Origin of the sequence: Lacimicrobium sp. SS2-24, from assembly GCF_002201535.1 — a bacterium.
GTDB lineage: Bacteria > Pseudomonadota > Gammaproteobacteria > Enterobacterales > Alteromonadaceae > Lacimicrobium.
Genome location: NZ_NIWW01000010.1, coordinates 81,867 through 100,386, shown reverse-complemented (window position 1 = coordinate 100,386; position 18,520 = coordinate 81,867). Strand labels below are relative to the sequence as shown.

The following is an 18,520-nucleotide window of genomic DNA, read 5'->3' as shown; positions in this document are numbered from 1 at the left end:
GCAGAATACGCCCCCTGATTTACCTTTACCTGTGTTCATGAAGATCTACTGCGAAGATAGCCTGTTGTATGCCAGAGCATTTTTTAGTGATTGGGGTGAAGTGTGTCTGTTCAGTGGCAGTACTGTTGAGGCGGATACCCTGCGTGATGCAGATATTCTGCTTACCCGTTCCACCACAAAAGTCAATGCAGCACTGCTAAGCAAATGTGACAAGTTGAAGTTTGTCGGAACGGGGACTGCGGGCTTTAACCATCTGGATACGGCCTATTTACAACAGCGTCAGATACCCTGGTCGGCAGCGCCCGGATGCAATGCGGTGGCGGTGGCGGAATACGTCATCAGCAGTTTATTCGCGCTGGCGTTAAAACATCACTGGGACCTGACCGAAAAATGTGTCGGCATTGTGGGTGCAGGACAAGTGGGGAGTGCGCTAAGCCAAAAGCTTAAAGCCCTGGGTATGGACTATCGTCTGTGTGATCCGCCGCTGGCGGAGGCCGGTGATCCCCGTTCTTTTGTGGATATGCCGGACATTATGGCCTGCGACATCATCAGCTTACATGTACCGCTGGTGGATAGTGGCCCTTATCCTACCCGCCATCTGTTTGATCAGATGCTGCTGTCCAGTCTGGAGCCTCACCAGGTCCTGATTAACGCCTGTCGTGGTGAAGTGGTGGATAACCAGGCACTGCTCGAACTGTGCCACAGCGGCACTCACCCTATGCTGGTCATGGACGTGTGGGAAAACGAACCGGCAATACGCACCGGATTGATACCCTATACACAACTGGCAACAGCGCATATTGCCGGCCATACCCTTGAGGGCAAAGCCCGTGGCACTGAGATTCTGTATCAGCGGCTGGCTGAGTACCTTAACTTGCCCAGGCGCCATCGGCTCGAGGATTTTTTACCAGCCCCGCAAACAGACCTGCTTTACCCAGACTCGGCATTGTCGCCCCAGGAGGCGCTCGGTCGGTTGGTGTTTTCGGTTTATGATATCCGCCGTGATGACAAGGATTTTCGTGTCAGCGTAACCGGGCCCGCTGAGTTTGAATATATCCGCAAGCACTATGCTATAAGAAGAGAATTTGCATCCGCGTCAGTTTGCACTGGAAATTCCGCGATGACAGAGGCAATCTTAGGCCTCGGATTTTCTGTTAACCCCACAATAGGAGAGTGACCCGCATGTCCCGTGCTTTTGATGTTGCCGTTTTAGGTGCTACCGGCCTGGTAGGCCAGCATATGATTGAAATTCTCGAACAAAGAGATTTTCCTATCAATAAACTCTATCCCCTGGCCAGTGCACGCTCTGCGGGTGGTACGGTAACCTTCAAGGGTAAAGATGTGCAGGTGCTGGACGCCGAGACATTCGACTGGTCACAGGTGCAGCTAGGGTTTTTCTCCGCAGGGGGAAGTGTTTCTGCTAAGTATGCACCCAAAGCAGCAGAAGCCGGGTGTGTGGTGATTGATAATACCTCTCAATACCGTTATGAGCCCGATATTCCTCTGGTGGTGCCTGAAGTGAACGCCCATGCACTGGCGGATTTTCGCAATCGCAATATTATTGCGAACCCGAATTGCTCCACCATTCAGATGCTGGTGGCCTTAAAGCCCATCCAGGATGCAGTAGGCATTGATCGCATTAACGTGGCCACCTACCAGTCTGTATCCGGAGCGGGTAAGTCCGCGATGGAAGAGTTAGCCCGTCAGACAGCCGACCTGCTGAGTTCAAAAGAGATTAAACCCAGTGCTTTCAGTCGTCAGATTGCCTTTAATGTAATCCCTCAGATTGATGTATTTCAGGACAATGACTACACCAAAGAAGAGATGAAAATGCATTGGGAAACCCAAAAAATAATGGGGGATGAAAGTATCCGGGTAAACGCAACCGCGGTAAGGGTACCGGTCTTCTACGGTCATGGCGAAGCCATTCATCTTGAGACCCGTCAGCCTATTGATGTTGAAGAGGTTAAAAACCTGCTCGAAAACGCCCCGGGTGTGGTGCTGATGCGTGAGCCTGGAGACTTCCCCACTCAGGTGAGCAATGCCAGCGGTAAGGACGAGGTATTTGTGGGACGGGTGCGACAGGATTTCTCTCATCCCAACGGCATCAATCTTTGGGTGGTATCGGATAATGTTCGTAAAGGGGCCGCCACCAACAGTATCCAGATTGCTGAAGTGCTTATTCGCGATTATATGTAAACCCGTTCAGCGAAAGGCCCGGCCATTGCCGGGCCTTTTTATACCTTCTGCAGTAAGCCGACAGTGGATATTGTTGCTATAAGTCTTCTTATTTAGCTCTCATCAATATCTATAACCTTGGTCATTGTGATCGTCCTGTGTGCGCTGCTCGTCGTCATTACGCCCGTTTAACATTGATGACTCAATACCTGTTTGGCCGTCAAATCAGGGACCTGTTTCACAACCCCATGGCACCTGAGGCTCAATGAAAGCGTAAACTGGCCGATATGCTGGTTAATGGGATTTTCCATCACCAATACCCATGGCTTTATGGATCAGCCAATCCATCTGGTTTATAGTTCCTGTTGGAACGCTATTTGCTGGGTCTTGTGGGATAGTCATGGGAATGTCAGAATCCACAGACTGATTGTAAGATGCTGGCAAACTTATAAAAATTTATAACTGACAAACCCCATTATGGGTTTGCTTTTCCATTTTTCGGGGCGACAAGGACAACTATGAGAATGCGACAATTGCTGATAGTGGGTTTGGCATGTTACTTGTCGTCTAGCATCCTGTTGGCCTCTGATTTTCAGCAAGTACAAATTAAAGGTCCAAAGAACTCGACCCGTCAGTATTCTGGTGTTGAATACGGTCCGATTGAGTCCAGTGACACCCTCTGGAGTATCGCCCGTCGGTATCGACAAAATAATGCCTTGAGTATCTATCAGGTCATGGAGGCCATTTATCAGCTTAACCCTGAGGCATTTGAGCAACAGAATCTGAATCTGATGGTGGATGGCTCAATGCTCAAGCTTCCCAGTGAAGCCTATATTTCCCGCATTGATCCCGAAGAAGCCAAGCGCCGGGCTGAACAAGATGAACAGCGCTGGATGCAATCCCGAGGTACGCCCAACTCAGCCACCAATATCAAACCCGTAAAACAGGTTGCCAGCACAGATGATCTCTCCGCTGCACGTCAGGCACTTGAAGAGCGACTGACTAACCTGGATCGGCAAAATCGTAACGAGTTTGAGCAACTAAGACGGCAAATTGCTGCCTCCATTGAATCGGTTCAGGCGTTGTTGGATGACAATGAACGGGTTTACGGTCGCCTTGATGCGGTTAATCAGGATATCGAAGAGTTACGCAACCGAATCGGTCAGGAAGGTGAAATCCAGCAACAGATGGGGCAACTGTTGGCATTGCAGAATGAGCTTCTGGCTAGATCAGAAGCTCAGCAGGCCAAAGAGCAGCAGCAAAAGTGGTATCAGCATCCGGCATTGAAAATCGCGGCGGGTATCGTGCCGTCTCTGTTGCTGCTGGGTGGGTTATTTATGTGGCTCAGACGCCGTCAGTCTGAACCGGCCGCGGCCCCTGTTGCTGATAAGAAGGCCGCTTCTGCGCCAGCCCCGGCGCCGGACAACGAAATGGATGATTTGTCAGACGCACTGACCGAAGAAATGTCCGATGACTTCGATGAACCTGAGCCAGATGAAGATGATGACGATGACCTCTTTGGTGAGGAATTGCTCGATGATGTGCTGACCGATGAGCTGGAGGAGTCTCTGGATGCAGCATTGGAAGATGAGCTGGAAAATTTCGATGATTTGTCTGATGAAATGCTGGTGCCGGAAGACGATGATGACGAGTCGCCGCAGGCGGATTCAGATGATCAGATGGGACTGGACCAGGACGATCTAGATGATCTTTTTGCCGAAGATGATGACGAAGAAGCCATTGATTTGTCAGAACTCGAGGAGCAAGGCGCAGCAGAATCGCCAGAGCAAGAAGCTACCGGCGGCGATGAAGATGCTGACAGCGAGTTTGATGAACTGGAAGATTTTGATGTTTCTGAGGGTGAAGACGGCGATAAGCCCGGGAAGGAATCTGCAGATACTGAGGATGCGGGTGATGAGAAACCGGAGATCAGTATCGATGAGTTACTGGATGAGCCTGTAGCCAAAGACACCGGCGCTGAGGAAGACGAAGCCGATGACTTTGTATCTAAACTCGAAAAGAGCGAACAGCTCAGTGATGAACTGGTCAGTGAGTTGGATGAAGAAATATCCAGTAAAAATAAAGAGCTGGATGACTTAACGGACGAGTTACTGGGCGAGCTTGAACAAGCCGATACCATGCAGGATGAGCTCTCAGATGAATTGCTCGAAGAACTCTCTGATGAGCAAGACGAAGAAGGCGCGGATGATAGCGACGTACAGGATGAACTGTCTGATGAGTTGCTCGAAGAGCTGACAGACGGTGAGAGCGGTGACAGTGCCGAGCAAGATGATCCTCAGGATGCCATTTCCGATGAGTTGCTTGATGAACTCAGTGCAGAAGAACAGCCCGAAGCAGACACTGAAACACAAGCCGGGGCCGAAGATGAGGACGCCACTGCAGCGCAGTCATCGCCAGAGGCAGAAGACTCAGTATCAGAAGAAGCGGACGATTCACAACAGGTTGATGAGCAGGTTGAGGCCAAGGACAGTGAAGAAAGCCTCGATGCAGACACCGACACGGCCAAGTCGGATACCCAGACCACAGACAAAGATCAGAACCTTAGCGGTGATGAAGACGAAGAGGTTTCTGAGCAGGAGCTGGATGCGATACTCGATGACGACTTTGAGCAGGAGGAAATGTCTGCTGAGGAGCCTGAAAACGAGGCAGAGGGAATAGAGCAAGACGCGGCTCCCACGCAAGCCGAAGATGACACTGACAGCGAAGAGCCTCAAACCGAATCTGAAGAGGATAAGAAAGCACGTCAGCAGGTGGATGAGGAGCTGGAAAAAGAGCTCAACGAGCTGCCAGATTTGGGTGACTGGTTAGAAAATCACGAACAGGAAAAGCAAGGTAAAGCCAAAGCCGAAGATGATGAGGTGCTGGATGAACTCGAATCATCAGACTTTGATGAAATGCTCGAGTCGATGGAACAGGAATCTGACGAAGAGACCGATCTGGATATTGAAACGCTGCTCAATGAACAGCTTGCCGAACCTGAAGAACCTGCACCGCTGGCAGAAAGTGAAGACGACTTTTTGGATATCGATGCCCTGCTCAATGAGAGCGTAGAGGCGGAAGAAGACGACTCACACGAAAAGACCCTGAATCTGGACTCTGCACTGGACACGGATGGCGATGAAGATGAAGCGATGGTGGATGTCGACAGTGACAATGGCATGGGTGCCAAACTTGATCTGGCCAGGGCCTATCTGGAAATGGATGACAATGAATCTGCCATCGAACTGTTGCAGCAGGTGGTGGAAAAAGGTGATGAAGAGCAGCAAGAAGAAGCCAAATCGATATTGGATAAACTGCTCTGAGTATTAGCTGGACGGTGTGGGATTCAATCAATCCGATATCACATGAATCAGGCTGTTCGCTCCGTACAGTATTGGCCCTGAAAAGACCCGCCGGAGAACGGCGCAATCTTGCGCCCCTTTCAGATCTTTTCTTTGCACTCCCGGCGTAGTGACAGGTTTCCGTCAGACGAAGTCGGGACTAATACAATGCATGTGGATGGGACTTGTCGTACTTTACTACTGAACAGGGTTACTCGCGTTAGCGCACCTACTGCTCAATGGTCTTAGTCAGGGCTTTACCGAGCACTTTGTGAGTCAGATAACTCAGCAGCTCAGTTTCTCGTTCACTGCGCTCCCCATCAACAACTGTCAGTGCCATTGCCACTTCCAGTGTTTTATCGGCATCCTGATTTAAATCATCACTGAGTGAGCGAATGAAGGCCTTACCGTCATCAATATCGGATACCTGGCGAGCCATATGTATCGCCTCATTAACAAAAGCGGATTTAGAAATCGTACTGCACCAGTCTAAACCCTCTATCATCTGTTCAAGATAGTCCTGCTCACTCAGGCTTACCTTTCCATCGACCTGATAGAGTAGTACAGAGAGTTTTATCAGAGCTTCATTAAAATACTGTTGTTCAGTTAACTTCATTTTGACGCCTTCAACGGTTGCCAGGTAACAGAGTTATGCAGTAGTGCTGGTTTATGACGCTGAGCGAGATCGCCCCCACAGACCCGATCAACGCTTTTTGCCGTTAATTGGACAGCGAGATGTTGATGAGGTTGCAGGTTTTGTCACAACTATAGGTTGCAGGAGCACTAAAACCGATTTTAAGTCTATGTTGCTTTATACTGCATTGAATATGAGCGGATCATTCAGATATTCCTGATTTGTTTATTGTCAGGCTCTGTGTAGGGTTTTTCCAAGTCATATAAAAAATCTCTGCGCGGCGGACCCACATCGCACACCTGCTTTGGTATACTCCCCGGCAAACTGAAACGGGAATAAAAACACGCATGCGTATTGCTCTTGGCATAGAATACGATGGCGCCGGTTATTATGGCTGGCAGCGTCAACAAGAGGTCAACAGTATCCAGCAGGAGCTGGAAGTGGCTCTGAGCCGCATTGCCGATCAGCCCATTGAATTGCAATGCGCAGGGCGCACCGATGCAGGCGTGCATGCGACGGGGCAGGTTGTACATTTTGACGTGCAGGCCGAGCGACCCATGCGTGCCTGGACCATGGGCATGAATGCTAATTTACCGGATAGCATCGCCGTGAAGTGGGCGCATCAGGTGGATGAGGATTTCCATGCCCGCTTTTCTGCCACAGCGCGACGCTATCGTTATATTATCTATAACCATCCCAACCGCCCCGGTATATTGCGCCAGGGTGTGACCCATTATCACCGGCCTCTGGATGTGGATAGGATGCAGCAGGCGGCACAATGTTTACTCGGTGAACATGACTTCAGTGCCTTCAGAGCGTCGATTTGTCAGTCAAAGAGTCCGTTTCGCCACGTGACTGCTTTGCGGCTGTGGCGTCAGGGTGATTATGTGGTGCTGGAAATTAAGGCGAATGCGTTTTTGCACCATATGGTGCGCAATATTACCGGCTCATTGTTGGAAATAGGCTGCAGCCGCCAACCGATAGAGTGGATGCAGCGTTTGCTGCTTGGCAAAGATCGGGCAAAAGCGGCCGCTACCGCTAAACCCAATGGTTTGTATCTGGTTGAAGTCACGTATCCGGATTCATTTAATTTGCCAAAAGCGGTGCCAGGACCGTTATTTTTAACGGACTGTTAAGACCAGTTTTTTTTCGGTTTACGTTGGATTTATGCTTTAATGGCGCCAAAATGGCGTGTTATTCATTACAGCGTTATGACGCTGACAATCAGTGCTAAATTTAATTGTTTAAAAGCATGTGAAGGATCTCCATGAGCTGGATTCAGAAAATTCTACCCCGAACCCAATCCTCTTCAGGCAAAGCTAATGTGCCAGAAGGCGTCTGGACCCAATGTAATCAGTGTGGCGCCACACTCTATCGTCAGGAGTTGGAGCGTCAGCTGGAAGTGTGCCCCAAGTGCGATAACCACATGCGCATCAGTGCCCGGGCCAGAATCAATAGCTTCCTGGATCAAGGAGAGCGCCAGGAGCTGGGCGAAGAACTGGAGCCGCAGGATATTCTCAAGTTCAGAGATTCCAAAAAATACAAAGACCGTATTACTGCGGCCCAAAAAAGCACCAATGAGAAAGATGCGCTGGTGGTAGTCAGAGGAAAGCTCAATGGCATGCCAGTGGTGGTTGCAGCGTTTGAATTTGCCTTTATGGGCGGCTCTATGGCGTCTGTGGTCGGTGCTCGTTTCGTTAAAGCGGTAGAGTGCTGTATTGAAAACAATATGCCGCTGGTGTGTTTTTCCACCAGTGGTGGGGCCCGTATGCAGGAAGCGCTGCTGTCTCTGATGCAGATGGCTAAAACCAGTGCAGCACTGGCCAGACTCAGTGAGAAAGGCCTGCCGTATATTTCTGTATTGACCGACCCAACTATGGGTGGCGTATCCGCCAGTCTGGCGATGCTGGGTGATGTGAATGTTGCAGAGCCTAAAGCCCTGATTGGTTTTGCGGGCCCTCGTGTAATTGAGCAGACGGTCCGTGAGACTTTACCCCCTGGTTTTCAGCGCAGTGAATTCCTGCTTGAAAAAGGGGCCATCGATATGATCGTGGATCGTCGTCAAATGCGTGACAAGCTCTACAGTGTGCTAAGCAAGTTGCACCATCAGCACCACTGATAATGACCCCACCATCTTCAGGTCAGCCGCAGGATCTCAGCGGCTGGCTGTCATACCTTGAATCTATCCATCCGGCTTCCATTGATATGGGGCTGGATCGCATCCGTCTGGTCTATGAACGCCTTGATCTGGATTTGCATCGCAGCCAGGTCATTACTGTCGCGGGAACAAATGGTAAAGGCACAACTTGTGCCATGATTGAGCAGGGATTGATGCAAGCGGGACAAACAACCGCCGTATACAGCTCTCCGCATTTGCTGGACTATCGGGAGCGGGTGAGAGTGAACCACCAGCTACTCTCTGCTCAGTCACACTGTGATGCATTTTCAAGGGTGGAGAAGGCCAGAGGCGATATCACGCTGACGTATTTTGAATTTGGTACGCTGGCTGCGTTGGTGCTGATGGCCGAAGCGAAGCCGGACTACCTTATCCTTGAGGTGGGCCTGGGGGGGCGTCTGGATGCGGTAAATATCATTGATGCCGATATCGCTGTGATTACCACTATTGGACTGGATCATCAGGAATACCTGGGCACTGACAGAGAGCAGATTGGCGTTGAAAAGGCGGGGATCCTGCGGCACAACAAAGTGGCCGTCATAGGAGAGCCGCACCCACCTGTTGCATTAATCGATGTCGTCAAACATATGACCACGCAGGCGTACTGGCAGGGGACGTCATTCAGATATCAGTTGCAAGCAGACGCCTTTGTCTGGCAATCCGATTCAGGACTTGAGATTACCAGTCGCGTGCCTCATATACCTGCTCCCAACGCGGCGACGGCCCTTAAAGTGCTGGAGTTGACCGAACATTTGTCAGCGTTGGATGTGGATCTGCTGTTCGAACAGGTCAGGGTGCCCGGACGCTGTCAGTTACTCAGTCGAAAGCCTGATGTGTTGGTAGATGTGGCACACAACACTCAGGCCGTATCCTATTTGTGTGAACAGCTCAGGCTCCGCCATTGGCGCAAACTGCATCTGGTTGTAGGTATGCTCAAAGATAAGGATATTGAGGGATGCCTGAACCTGTTGCGACCCTTTGAGCCAAACTGGTATCTGGCCGATTTAGAGGGCCCGCGCGCGGCGAGTGCCACAACACTTGCCAGTTACCTGCATGAAAACGACAATATCTCTACCTTCGATAATGTAAAATCTGCGTTGGCGGGGGCGAAAGCCGCAGCGGATGAAGACGATTTGATATTAGTATTCGGGTCTTTCGTGACCCTGGCAGCAGTCTTGGAGCCGGAACATGACGGATAGCGTTGACAAAACTACGCCACGAGGCGGTTCTGCATTTCAGAACCGTCTGGTGGGAACGGTCATTTTGGTGGCACTGGCAGTCATTTTTTTACCTGACATTCTGGATGGTGAGAAAGTGTCGCACCAGGATACCTTTGTGGCGTTACCGGAGCGCCCCAAAACCATTGAGATTGAGGCGCCCGGAGCCTTCCCCCGCAAGCAGGTGGAAGAGAGGGTGACGCGTCAGGTGGAAGTGGTGGATGAAGTGGCTGTAGATGACCCCGTGAAGGCGGGTGAACAAGACATTGCCGAGCCCAACAACAGGATCCAGGCCACTGCGACAGATGACAGCGGGGCAGAACAAACGCAGCCGCAGGTAGAAGATTACCCGGTAGAGGACAAGGTCGCGGCAGAGCAGGGGGCCTGGGTTATCCAGCTCGGTAGTTTTCGTCATCAGAAAAATGTTGCCGAGTTGATGAATAAGCTTAAAGATGGAGGGTACAGGACATTCAGCCGACAGGTGCAGACCAGCTCTGGTACCCTGACCAAAGTATTTGTCGGTCCTGATGTGCAAAAAACCGCACTGGAGCAGCGCCTGCCGGCACTGAATGAACTGACCGGACTGCAGGGTAAAGTGACGGCTTACTCCGTTGAATAGTCAGGCAATATTTAGGCTGCGGATAATTGAGATTTTCCTGTGGCCTTTTGTTAGAATGCGCCCGGCAATTTTCAATCGAAAAACGGCATGAATTGGATCGACTACTGCATTCTGGGCATTATCGCCCTGTCCACCCTGATTAGTCTTGTCAGGGGATTTGTGAAAGAGGCAATCTCGCTTGCCGTATGGTTTGCCGCCTTTTTTATCGCCAGTCAATTTTATCTGGACTTAGCCAGTCATCTTACAAATTTTTCTGATCCGATGATCCGCAGTGCCGTCGCCATCGCGATTCTTTTCGTGGTAACCCTGGTATTAGGCGGTCTGCTTAACTATGTGGTGAGTCAGATGGTGCAGTATACCGGACTATCCGGTACCGATAGGGCACTTGGGGCGGTATTTGGATTATTACGAGGTGCGCTTATCGTCAGCGCACTACTGTTTTTTATGGACGCCTTTACGGCATTTCCGGATTCACAGTGGTGGCAGCAATCCATGCTGATCCCGGAATTTAGGGTAGTTATTGAGTGGTTCTTCGAATATTTGCAGAACCATTCCAGTTTTTTAAACTCTGAAGAGCCAGCGTAGGCTCTTTAACTGATAGGTAATTGGCATGTGTGGTATCCTTGGTATCGTAGGTAAAGGCCCGGTAAATCAGGCTTTGTATGATGGTTTAACCGTTTTACAACATAGAGGACAGGACGCTGCCGGCATTGTCACCGTAGACAATGGCATGTTTCATCTGCGTAAGGCCAACGGTCTGGTGCGAGATGTGTTTCATAGCCGCCATATGCAGCGCTTAACCGGTAATTTTGGTATTGGCCATGCCCGCTATCCTACTGCAGGCACTTCAAGCTCTGCGGAGGCACAGCCCTTTTACGTGAATTCACCCTTTGGTATCGCATTCGCCCACAACGGTAATCTGACCAATGCCCATGAGCTCTCTGATGAGGTATTTCGTATTGCCCGACGTCATATCAATACCACGTCAGATTCAGAACTGTTACTGAATATATTTGCCCATGAACTGCAAAACTGCTCGGGCCTGACGTTGCAGCCCGAAGATGTCTTTGAGGCTGTGACAACCGTACATAAAAAAATCAAAGGTGCCTATGCCGTGGTCGCAGCGATCATCGGCAATGGCATGGTCGCATTTCGCGATCCCAATGGCATTCGCCCTTTGGCGCTGGGCAAGCGTCAGACTGAACTGGGCGATGAATATATGGTGGCCTCGGAAAGTGTGGCATTAGATGTGGTTGGGTTTAGCTTCGTGCGGGATGTGGCACCGGGAGAGGCAATTTATATTACTGAAGACGGACAACTGCATACGCGTCAGTGTGTCGATAATCCCTCTCATTCACCCTGCATCTTTGAGTTTGTTTATTTCTCGCGTCCTGACTCTTTTATTGATGGGATTTCTGTATATGCCTCGCGGGTGAATATGGGGCGCAAACTGGGACAAAAAATTGCCAGAGAATGGGCAGATTTGGATATTGACGTGGTCATTCCCATACCGGAAACGTCCAATGATATTGCGCTGCAGATCGCTCAGGAATTGAACCTTCCTTATCGTCAGGGCTTTGTGAAGAACCGCTACATCGGTCGAACCTTTATCATGCCGGGGCAGACTCAGCGCAGAAAGTCAGTGCGGCGCAAACTCAATGCAATCTCGTCGGAGTTTGCCGGTAAGAACGTGCTGTTGGTAGATGACTCGATTGTGCGAGGGACTACCTCCGAACAGATTATCACCATGGCCAGAGAGTCAGGTGCAAAGCGTGTTTATTTTGCCTCAGCAGCGCCGGAAATCCGCTTTCCCAATGTTTATGGTATCGACATGCCTTCAGCTAACGAGCTGATTGCCTATGGCCGTGAAATTGATGAAATCTGTGAGCTGATTAAAGCGGATGGATTGATTTTTCAGGATATCGAAGATTTGGTAGAGGCTGTGAAAGAGGAAAATCCACAGATCACACGCTTTGAGACATCTGTGTTTGATGGTAACTATATTACCGGCGATGTGGATCAGGCCTATCTGAACAGGCTGGATATGTTACGCAGTGATAATGCCAAGCAAATACCGCAAATGGAATTGTGCAACCTGGAAATGCACAACATGGGCTCAGACTAGATTGTCATTGGCCATTGTCGAAAATTAAAAAAGGCCAGTCTTTGACTGGCCTTTTTTATTCAGGTTTGTTCGGATGGTTTTTAAATTAATCAGCCTGCCATGTATTGCGGGCCCAGTCCCATACTCCAAAGGATCACTGAGGCGGCCATAATCACTACCAGCAGCACTAATCCACAGGTGACCACTGAACTGGCATAAATAAAGCCTTTCTCTTCAGGAATATGCATAATAATCGGTGTGCCGGAATACAGCAGGTAGACCGAATAAGTTAGCCCGGCAAGCCCCACGAGCATCACGAACCACAGCACCGGATAAAGGGCAGCAAAGCCCACCATAAATAACGGCGTGGCAGTATAAGCGGCTAATTCCAATGATTGGGTGAAGGTGGGTTTGGCATCAAAGGTGGTCGCCATCCACTGAATCAGATAAGCCAGTGCAGCCACCCCCGCGATAAGCGCAAAATACATGGCAATGCTCATCATCATGGCACTTTCATGGGTCAGCTTAATCAGATCGCCCACACCGATACTCCAGCCCAGATGAGCCGCAGAGTAATAACTGGTCAGACAGGGGATCAGGGCAATGATCAGAATATGTGTCAGGCTATGAGACAGGCTCTCATGGCGTTTTTCAATATCCTGCCACTCTTCTTTTGGGTGGGCGTAAAGGCCCCACAGGTGATTTAGTATCATACTTACCTCTCTAGCGCAGACAGCTGTTTTTTATAATCTTGTGCACCCGCACAAGGTTAATAAGATGATATAAGAATAACAAAAAATTAACACTATTTTTTGACCTGAATCATAACTTATACGCTTAGCCGTTCCATTTTTTAGTGAGGTTTGGATAGCAGCCTGAAAAACACTAGCAGCGTTATGACACAAGCGGTTAAACCCAGCCACCAGGGTAGGCCCCATGCCACCGGTAAGGTGCCACATACCAGGGCAATGGCGGCGACCAGCAACGCATAAGGTAGTTGTGTGCGCACGTGTTCAAGGTGGTCGCATTGACAGGCCATGGATGACAGCACAGTGGTATCAGAAATGGGTGAGCAATGATCTCCCCACACCGACCCTGCCAGCACAGCAGAGATGGCTGAATAAAATATCGGCATACGCTCACTTACGTTGGTATCCGGTGTGTCAGAGATCACGGCCCAGGTAAGCGGGATAACGATCGGCATCAGGATCGCCATGGTTCCCCATGAAGATCCCGTCCCCAGGGCGATGACAGCGGCAATAATGAAGACGATAGCTGGTATCCATGGTGCGCTGAGGGTATCGCTGAGTAAAGGGATAATATAGCCGACGGTATTCATCTCTTCGATCAGCACTGCCAATGACCAACTGAGAATTAAGATGATCAATGCCCCGGTTATTGAGGCGGCACCGCTTATCCAGGACGCTATGGCATCATCGAGACTCATCAATCTTCGTAACACCGACAGTAAAATGGCCAGCGCAGAGCCAAAGAATGCTGCAACCAGCAGAGCCCTGAAAGGATCGGCACTACCGAGGATATCAATCAGTGTGTTTCCCTCTCCGCTAATGTAGAGTCCGAGGATCATCGTAAGCACCATGCCGGCAATGGGGACCCATGCGTTATCGGCACTCGCTTGGGCTGGCCCTTCAGAAGTCACTGTGACTGATGTTGATGAGGCCTGCCGGGCGCGCCGTTCTGCCTTGAGCATCGGGCCGAAATCCCGACCACTGCTCGCGATGAGAAACACAAAAACCACAGCCAGAATCGGATAGAAGCTGTATCCCAGGCTATATAGAAAAAGCACGAAGGGAGATGGCAGCCCCTCAATTGCTGCAGTCGCTGAGTCAATAAGCCCAACCTGAAACCCCACCCACAGCGAAACCACTGCCAGAGAAGCAATCGGGGCTGCTGTTGAGTCGACAATATAAGCCAGTTTCTCCCTGGAAACCTTTAACTTATCCATCAATGGCCGCATGGTATTACCGGTGAGCAGGGTATTGGCGTAGTCGTCAAAAAATATCACCAGCCCCATTGTAGCGGCGCTCAATTGGGCGCGTTTTGGGGTATTTGCCCAGCGCGATATTCGGTAAACCAATCCGCTCATACCACCGTTTTGGTATATGACCGACATCATGCCGCCAATAAAAACAGTGACCAGTATCAGTAAGATATGATCGGTCTCAGACAAGGCCAGAACCAAATATTTAACTGGCACATCGACAAAACCTTGCACAATTGCCTGTCCACTTGCACCTCCCATAACCCAGGCTCCAAACCAAAGGCTCATTGCCAGTGCCAGGGTTACCTGTCTGAGTAAAAACGCGCAGGTCAGGGCGAGTAAAGGGGGGAGTAGTGCAATGATTGAAGGCTTAAGCGGGTTAAAAGGCGCGCTTAGCAGGACAAACAGGCAACACGACAGCACAACCAGTGTCGTAAGCAAGTAACGCCATCGATTCGGTAACATCATGTTTTACAGTGTTGTTTTAGCAACTTTAAATCTAGTCGAGTTTTCAGAATGCAGCGAAAGTATAGGGTACATACCTTAAGCAGCGTCTTACCCTTGATGCAGAAGATGGTGTTTGTTTGCCAGGCGCGTTCGGTGCAGCCGGAAGAGAGAAATAACACAAAAACTGCTGAAACTGTGGGAATTCCCGTTAAAATACACCGCTTTGCGGTTGGTTTGATGTCTTTATGAATACAGATACGCTGTTACAGCCCATCAACAGGTTTTTACATTGTGCCACGCCGGTGAGTTGGATAAAGCAGGCGACACAACCTGAGCACCTGGCAATACTGCTGATTGACCACGCAAACTGTGAGCTTAAGGCCGCACAAACTGCCATGTGGTTGATGCGCACTTACGCGGTGGATCACAATAGCAGTGACGCATTGCTCGCCTGGCTAAAACCTTACGAGGACTTTGTGTATCGGGGCGTGGGCTCTGGGGAATTTGCGCAAACCGGCTTGTCCAAGAAACTGATTGGCAAATCTGAATTCAGTCTTGGAGATGAACTCATCGACAAAATGGTGTTGCTGATAAAAGAAGAGCTGCATCACTTCCAGCAAGTTGTTGAGATTATGAAGGCACGGGAGATTGACTATGTGAACCTGAGCGCATCGCGTTATGCCAAAGGTCTGATGCACAAAGTACGCAGTCATGAACCCGCCAAGCTGGTGGATAAGCTGATTTGTGGTGCGTATATAGAGGCTCGCTCCTGTGAGCGCTTTGCAGCCCTGGTACCTCATGTGGACGAAGAGCTTGGGGATTTCTATTTGTCCTTATTACGATCCGAAGCCAGGCATTTTCAGGATTACCTGACACTGGCACAGAAGGTTGCGGATGCGGATATTGCTGACCGCGTGCAGCTGTTTGGGAAAACAGAGGCGCAACTGATACTCAGCACGGACGCTCAGCTACGCTTTCACAGCGGCGCGCCGGTCAGCTCGGTTGAATCGGCTGAGACGGTTAATACGCTACTCTGAGTGTACCAGTCGCCGAGTACGATGCGCCGGGCAGGTTGACCATTGAGTTCAAACCGGTGGATGGCGGGGCGGTGAGTGTGGCCGTGGATCAGTGTCTTTACGCCGGCTTGCTCCATCACTCTGAGAACCTCTAACGGTGTCACATCCATAATCTTTTCGGTCAGATTTTTCTGATGCAGCGCACTGGTTTTACGCGCATTGCGTGCCACCCGGCGGCGGTACCACAGCGGCAGGCTCAGCATCAGCCTAGGCCACCACCATCCGCGGGATTTTTTGCGAAAAGCCATGTATCGATGATCCCGGGTGCACAGACTGTCACCATGCATAATCAGTACTTTCTCACCATAAAGATCGATGATCTGCTGTTCCGGTAACAGTTCAACACCCGTTTCTCTGGCGAAACGCGGACCAATCAGGAAATCCCTGTTGCCGTGAATAAAGTAAACTGCCACACCCTGTTCAGTGAGGGAACGGAAGGTCTGCTTAATATGTTGATTAAAGGGGGAGTTGTCATCATCCCCAATCCAGGCTTCAAACAAGTCCCCCAGCACATATAAAGCTGTGGCATGGGGGGCCTGATGGGTCATAAACCCATCAAATGCCGCAGTGATATCGGGCCTGTCTTCACTCAGATGGAGATCGGCGATAAACAGGGTGTGACCCATATGGAGATTATTCGCTTATCTCAACGGATTGAATAATGACCTCCTCAAGGGGGACATCCTGGTGCATGCCGGCACTGCCGGTATCGACTTTGCGAATTTTATCCACCACGTCCATGCCATTGCTGACCTCTGCAAACACACAGTATCCCCAGCCGTCCATGCTTTCACTGCGAAAATTAAGGAAGTTGTTGTCAGCCACGTTAATAAAAAACTGACAGGTCGCAGAATGGGGATCATTGGTGCGGGCCATCGCCACGGTGCCTTTGGCATTGGCCACGCCATTGTTGGCTTCATTCTGAATCGGGGCTTTGGTTTCTTTCTGGCGCATTCCCGGCTCCATGCCACCGCCTTGAATCATGAAACCGTCGATCACACGATGAAAAATCGTGTTGTCATAGAACCCTTCGCGGGCGTACGTAAGGAAGTTTTCAACAGTGGCCGGAGCCTTGTCGGCCAGCATGGTCAGCTCAATGGGACCATAATTGGTGTTCAGTGTTACCGTCATGGTTGTGTCCTGATTAAAAAAATACGGCGACAGTGTATCCCAAAGGGCGTGTTCAGGAAACTTGCAATGGAAACTAGAGGTGCAGGCACCCGGGCCTTAGGGTAAAATTCGCGGCCTAATCTGTTATTCATTACCATTTAGAAGGTTGACCTATGCTACACATATTTAACACCCGGACGCGCCAGAAAGAGCGTTTCACACCTCTGCACGAAGGTAAAGTGGGGTTATATGTGTGTGGTATTACAGTTTATGACCTATGTCATATGGGCCATGCCCGCACTTACCTTAGCTTCGACATGATGGTGAGATACCTGCGTCACCGGGGCTATGAGGTCAACTATGTGCGAAATATTACCGATGTTGACGATAAGATTATCAAACGCGCACAGGAGAATCAGGAGGGATTTACCGACCTGATTGAACGTACCATTTCCATGATGCACGAAGACTTCAACGCTATCGGTTTATTGCCTGCCGATATCGAACCCCGGGTGACGACGCACATGGAGGAGATCATCCAGGTCATACAGCGGTTGGTGGACAAGGGCCATGCTTATCAGGCGGACAGTGGTGACGTATTGTTTGATGTCAGCACCTTTGCGGACTACGGCAAGCTCAGTGGGCAGGATCTGGAGCAGTTGCAGGCAGGCTCGCGGGTGGAAGTGAATACCGATAAAACTGATCCGCTGGATTTCGTGCTGTGGAAGTCGGCTAAACCGCAGGAGCCCAGCTGGGAGTCTCCCTGGGGGAACGGCAGACCAGGGTGGCACATAGAATGTTCTGCGATGAACCACAAGCACCTGGGCGAGCATTTCGACATCCATGGCGGGGGATCGGATCTCATCTTTCCCCATCATGAAAATGAAGTGGCGCAGTCCTGCTGTGCCTTTGATACCCCTTATGTCAATTACTGGGTGCACACCGGAATGGTGCAGGTAAATGAAGAAAAAATGTCCAAGTCGTTGGGGAATTTTTTCACCTTGCGGGATGTGCTGAAACAATACGATGCTGAAACACTGCGTTATTTTCTGCTCAGTGCCCATTATCGCAGCCAGCTCAATTATTCGCAGAACAATATTCTGCAGGCTCGTGCAGCGCTGGAACGCCTGTACACCGCGCTGCGGGACATCCCGCCAGCCGCAGACGTTGACCTGAGTTATGGCGGTTATCAGGCGCGTTTTGACGAGGCCATGGATGATGATTTTAATACCCCTGAAGCTTATTCGGTGCTGTTTGAACTGGCCAGAGACATCAACAAGGCCGATGCCGCTGAGGCCCCTCGACTGGCGGCAATACTGATTCATCTTGGCGGCGTGCTGGGGCTGTTACAGCAATCACCACAGCAGTTTTTACAAGGCAGTGACGAGCATAAGAGTGAGGATGTCGCCGAAATTGAGCGGTTGATTCAGGTGCGTGCGGATGCCCGCAAAAGTAAGGACTGGGGAGCAGCCGATGCGGCCCGTGATGCCCTTAGTGCAATGGGCGTTGAATTGGAAGATGGCCCCGGGGGAACCAGCTGGAGACGGAAATAAAGGAGCCGATGGGGCGGAGACGTCACAGTCTACATGACTGTGACGCCAATTAATGGGACTGTG

Annotated in this window: 16 protein-coding genes; 11 read left to right on the top strand and 5 right to left on the bottom strand. The window is 50.4% G+C overall.

The window, feature by feature from the left end; all coding sequences use genetic code 11:
• The first annotated feature begins 37 nt into the window (after window positions 1-37).
• The 3 genes from CCY32_RS15425 (at window position 38) to CCY32_RS15415 (ending at window position 5,501) form a co-directional block, all read left to right on the top strand.
• Window positions 38-1,177 carry a 4-phosphoerythronate dehydrogenase gene (locus tag CCY32_RS15425; protein ID WP_088332275.1) on the top strand — a complete coding sequence of 380 codons (1,140 nt, stop codon included), beginning with the start codon at window positions 38-40 and terminating at the stop codon, window positions 1,175-1,177.
• 5 nt (window positions 1,178-1,182) lie between these two features.
• Entirely contained in the window at window positions 1,183-2,199 is a 1,017-nt protein-coding gene (locus CCY32_RS15420; RefSeq protein ID WP_088332273.1) for an aspartate-semialdehyde dehydrogenase, read from the top strand.
• Window positions 2,200-2,696: 497 nt separating this feature from the next.
• Window positions 2,697-5,501, top strand: a complete 2,805-nt coding sequence (locus CCY32_RS15415; RefSeq protein WP_088332271.1) for a FimV/HubP family polar landmark protein — start codon at window positions 2,697-2,699, stop codon at window positions 5,499-5,501.
• Between the two features lie 247 nt (window positions 5,502-5,748).
• Here the strand turns inward: CCY32_RS15415 and CCY32_RS15410 are convergent, their stop codons facing one another.
• The gene (locus CCY32_RS15410; RefSeq protein ID WP_088332269.1) at window positions 5,749-6,135 is read right to left on the bottom strand and encodes a TerB family tellurite resistance protein; all 387 of its coding nucleotides are present in this window, start codon (window positions 6,133-6,135) and stop codon (window positions 5,749-5,751) included.
• A gap of 365 nt (window positions 6,136-6,500) precedes the next feature.
• Between CCY32_RS15410 and truA the strand changes: the two genes are divergently transcribed.
• The 6 genes from truA (at window position 6,501) to purF (ending at window position 12,290) form a co-directional block, all read left to right on the top strand.
• Entirely contained in the window at window positions 6,501-7,289 is a 789-nt protein-coding gene (gene truA, locus CCY32_RS15405; protein WP_088332267.1) for a tRNA pseudouridine(38-40) synthase TruA, read from the top strand.
• Window positions 7,290-7,420: 131 nt separating this feature from the next.
• Window positions 7,421-8,272 (top strand): acetyl-CoA carboxylase, carboxyltransferase subunit beta, encoded by an 852-nt coding sequence (gene accD, locus CCY32_RS15400; RefSeq protein ID WP_088332264.1) that lies wholly within the window; start codon window positions 7,421-7,423, stop codon window positions 8,270-8,272.
• A 2-nt stretch (window positions 8,273-8,274) separates the two neighbouring features.
• Window positions 8,275-9,528: a bifunctional tetrahydrofolate synthase/dihydrofolate synthase gene (folC, locus tag CCY32_RS15395; protein ID WP_088332262.1), complete on the top strand. Its 1,254-nt coding sequence runs from the start codon at window positions 8,275-8,277 to the stop codon at window positions 9,526-9,528.
• Window positions 9,518-10,165: an SPOR domain-containing protein gene (locus tag CCY32_RS15390; RefSeq protein WP_088332260.1), complete on the top strand. Its 648-nt coding sequence runs from the start codon at window positions 9,518-9,520 to the stop codon at window positions 10,163-10,165. The genes folC and CCY32_RS15390 overlap by 11 nt, the downstream gene beginning before the upstream one ends.
• A gap of 87 nt (window positions 10,166-10,252) precedes the next feature.
• Window positions 10,253-10,750, top strand: coding sequence for a CvpA family protein (locus CCY32_RS15385; protein WP_088332258.1), 498 nt, complete (start codon window positions 10,253-10,255; stop codon window positions 10,748-10,750).
• Window positions 10,751-10,775: 25 nt separating this feature from the next.
• Window positions 10,776-12,290, top strand: a complete 1,515-nt coding sequence (gene purF, locus CCY32_RS15380; protein WP_088332256.1) for an amidophosphoribosyltransferase — start codon at window positions 10,776-10,778, stop codon at window positions 12,288-12,290.
• An 89-nt stretch (window positions 12,291-12,379) separates the two neighbouring features.
• Here purF and CCY32_RS15375 read toward each other — a convergent pair whose 3' ends face one another.
• Together CCY32_RS15375 and CCY32_RS15370 are read right to left on the bottom strand one after the other, a co-directional pair.
• A complete protein-coding gene (locus CCY32_RS15375; RefSeq protein WP_088332254.1) occupies window positions 12,380-12,982 on the bottom strand; it encodes a Yip1 family protein in 603 nt (200 codons plus the stop codon).
• Between the two features lie 140 nt (window positions 12,983-13,122).
• Window positions 13,123-14,739 carry a Na+/H+ antiporter NhaC family protein gene (locus CCY32_RS15370; protein ID WP_088332252.1) on the bottom strand — a complete coding sequence of 539 codons (1,617 nt, stop codon included), beginning with the start codon at window positions 14,737-14,739 and terminating at the stop codon, window positions 13,123-13,125.
• 224 nt (window positions 14,740-14,963) lie between these two features.
• On the opposite strand from CCY32_RS15370, the gene miaE reads away from it, so the two are divergent.
• The gene (gene miaE, locus CCY32_RS15365) at window positions 14,964-15,755 is read left to right on the top strand and encodes a tRNA isopentenyl-2-thiomethyl-A-37 hydroxylase MiaE (RefSeq protein ID WP_088332250.1); all 792 of its coding nucleotides are present in this window, start codon (window positions 14,964-14,966) and stop codon (window positions 15,753-15,755) included.
• Here the strand turns inward: miaE and lpxH are convergent.
• Complete coding sequence (lpxH, locus tag CCY32_RS15360; protein WP_088332248.1) at window positions 15,695-16,420, bottom strand: UDP-2,3-diacylglucosamine diphosphatase; 726 nt, start codon at window positions 16,418-16,420, stop codon at window positions 15,695-15,697. The genes miaE and lpxH overlap by 61 nt on opposite strands.
• A gap of 7 nt (window positions 16,421-16,427) precedes the next feature.
• Window positions 16,428-16,925, bottom strand: coding sequence for a peptidylprolyl isomerase (locus CCY32_RS15355; protein ID WP_088332246.1), 498 nt, complete (start codon window positions 16,923-16,925; stop codon window positions 16,428-16,430).
• 152 nt (window positions 16,926-17,077) lie between these two features.
• Here CCY32_RS15355 and cysS point away from each other — a divergent pair, with 152 nt between their 5' ends.
• Window positions 17,078-18,457, top strand: coding sequence for a cysteine--tRNA ligase (gene cysS / locus CCY32_RS15350; RefSeq protein ID WP_088332244.1), 1,380 nt, complete (start codon window positions 17,078-17,080; stop codon window positions 18,455-18,457).
• Window positions 18,458-18,520: the final 63 nt, after the last annotated feature.

What these genes read in the sequence shown, in the direction of transcription:
- CCY32_RS15425 (WP_088332275.1), top strand. Translation starts at nt 38, where the DNA reads ATGAAGATCTACTGCGAAGATAGCCTGTTGTATGCCAGAGCATTTTTT.
- CCY32_RS15420 (WP_088332273.1), top strand. Translation starts at nt 1,183, where the DNA reads ATGTCCCGTGCTTTTGATGTTGCCGTTTTAGGTGCTACCGGCCTGGTA.
- CCY32_RS15415 (WP_088332271.1), top strand. Translation starts at nt 2,697, where the DNA reads ATGAGAATGCGACAATTGCTGATAGTGGGTTTGGCATGTTACTTGTCG.
- CCY32_RS15410 (WP_088332269.1), bottom strand. Translation starts at nt 6,135, where the DNA reads ATGAAGTTAACTGAACAACAGTATTTTAATGAAGCTCTGATAAAACTC.
- truA (WP_088332267.1), top strand. Translation starts at nt 6,501, where the DNA reads ATGCGTATTGCTCTTGGCATAGAATACGATGGCGCCGGTTATTATGGC.
- accD (WP_088332264.1), top strand. Translation starts at nt 7,421, where the DNA reads ATGAGCTGGATTCAGAAAATTCTACCCCGAACCCAATCCTCTTCAGGC.
- folC (WP_088332262.1), top strand. Translation starts at nt 8,275, where the DNA reads ATGACCCCACCATCTTCAGGTCAGCCGCAGGATCTCAGCGGCTGGCTG.
- CCY32_RS15390 (WP_088332260.1), top strand. Translation starts at nt 9,518, where the DNA reads ATGACGGATAGCGTTGACAAAACTACGCCACGAGGCGGTTCTGCATTT.
- CCY32_RS15385 (WP_088332258.1), top strand. Translation starts at nt 10,253, where the DNA reads ATGAATTGGATCGACTACTGCATTCTGGGCATTATCGCCCTGTCCACC.
- purF (WP_088332256.1), top strand. Translation starts at nt 10,776, where the DNA reads ATGTGTGGTATCCTTGGTATCGTAGGTAAAGGCCCGGTAAATCAGGCT.
- CCY32_RS15375 (WP_088332254.1), bottom strand. Translation starts at nt 12,982, where the DNA reads ATGATACTAAATCACCTGTGGGGCCTTTACGCCCACCCAAAAGAAGAG.
- CCY32_RS15370 (WP_088332252.1), bottom strand. Translation starts at nt 14,739, where the DNA reads ATGATGTTACCGAATCGATGGCGTTACTTGCTTACGACACTGGTTGTG.
- miaE (WP_088332250.1), top strand. Translation starts at nt 14,964, where the DNA reads ATGAATACAGATACGCTGTTACAGCCCATCAACAGGTTTTTACATTGT.
- lpxH (WP_088332248.1), bottom strand. Translation starts at nt 16,420, where the DNA reads ATGGGTCACACCCTGTTTATCGCCGATCTCCATCTGAGTGAAGACAGG.
- CCY32_RS15355 (WP_088332246.1), bottom strand. Translation starts at nt 16,925, where the DNA reads ATGACGGTAACACTGAACACCAATTATGGTCCCATTGAGCTGACCATG.
- cysS (WP_088332244.1), top strand. Translation starts at nt 17,078, where the DNA reads ATGCTACACATATTTAACACCCGGACGCGCCAGAAAGAGCGTTTCACA.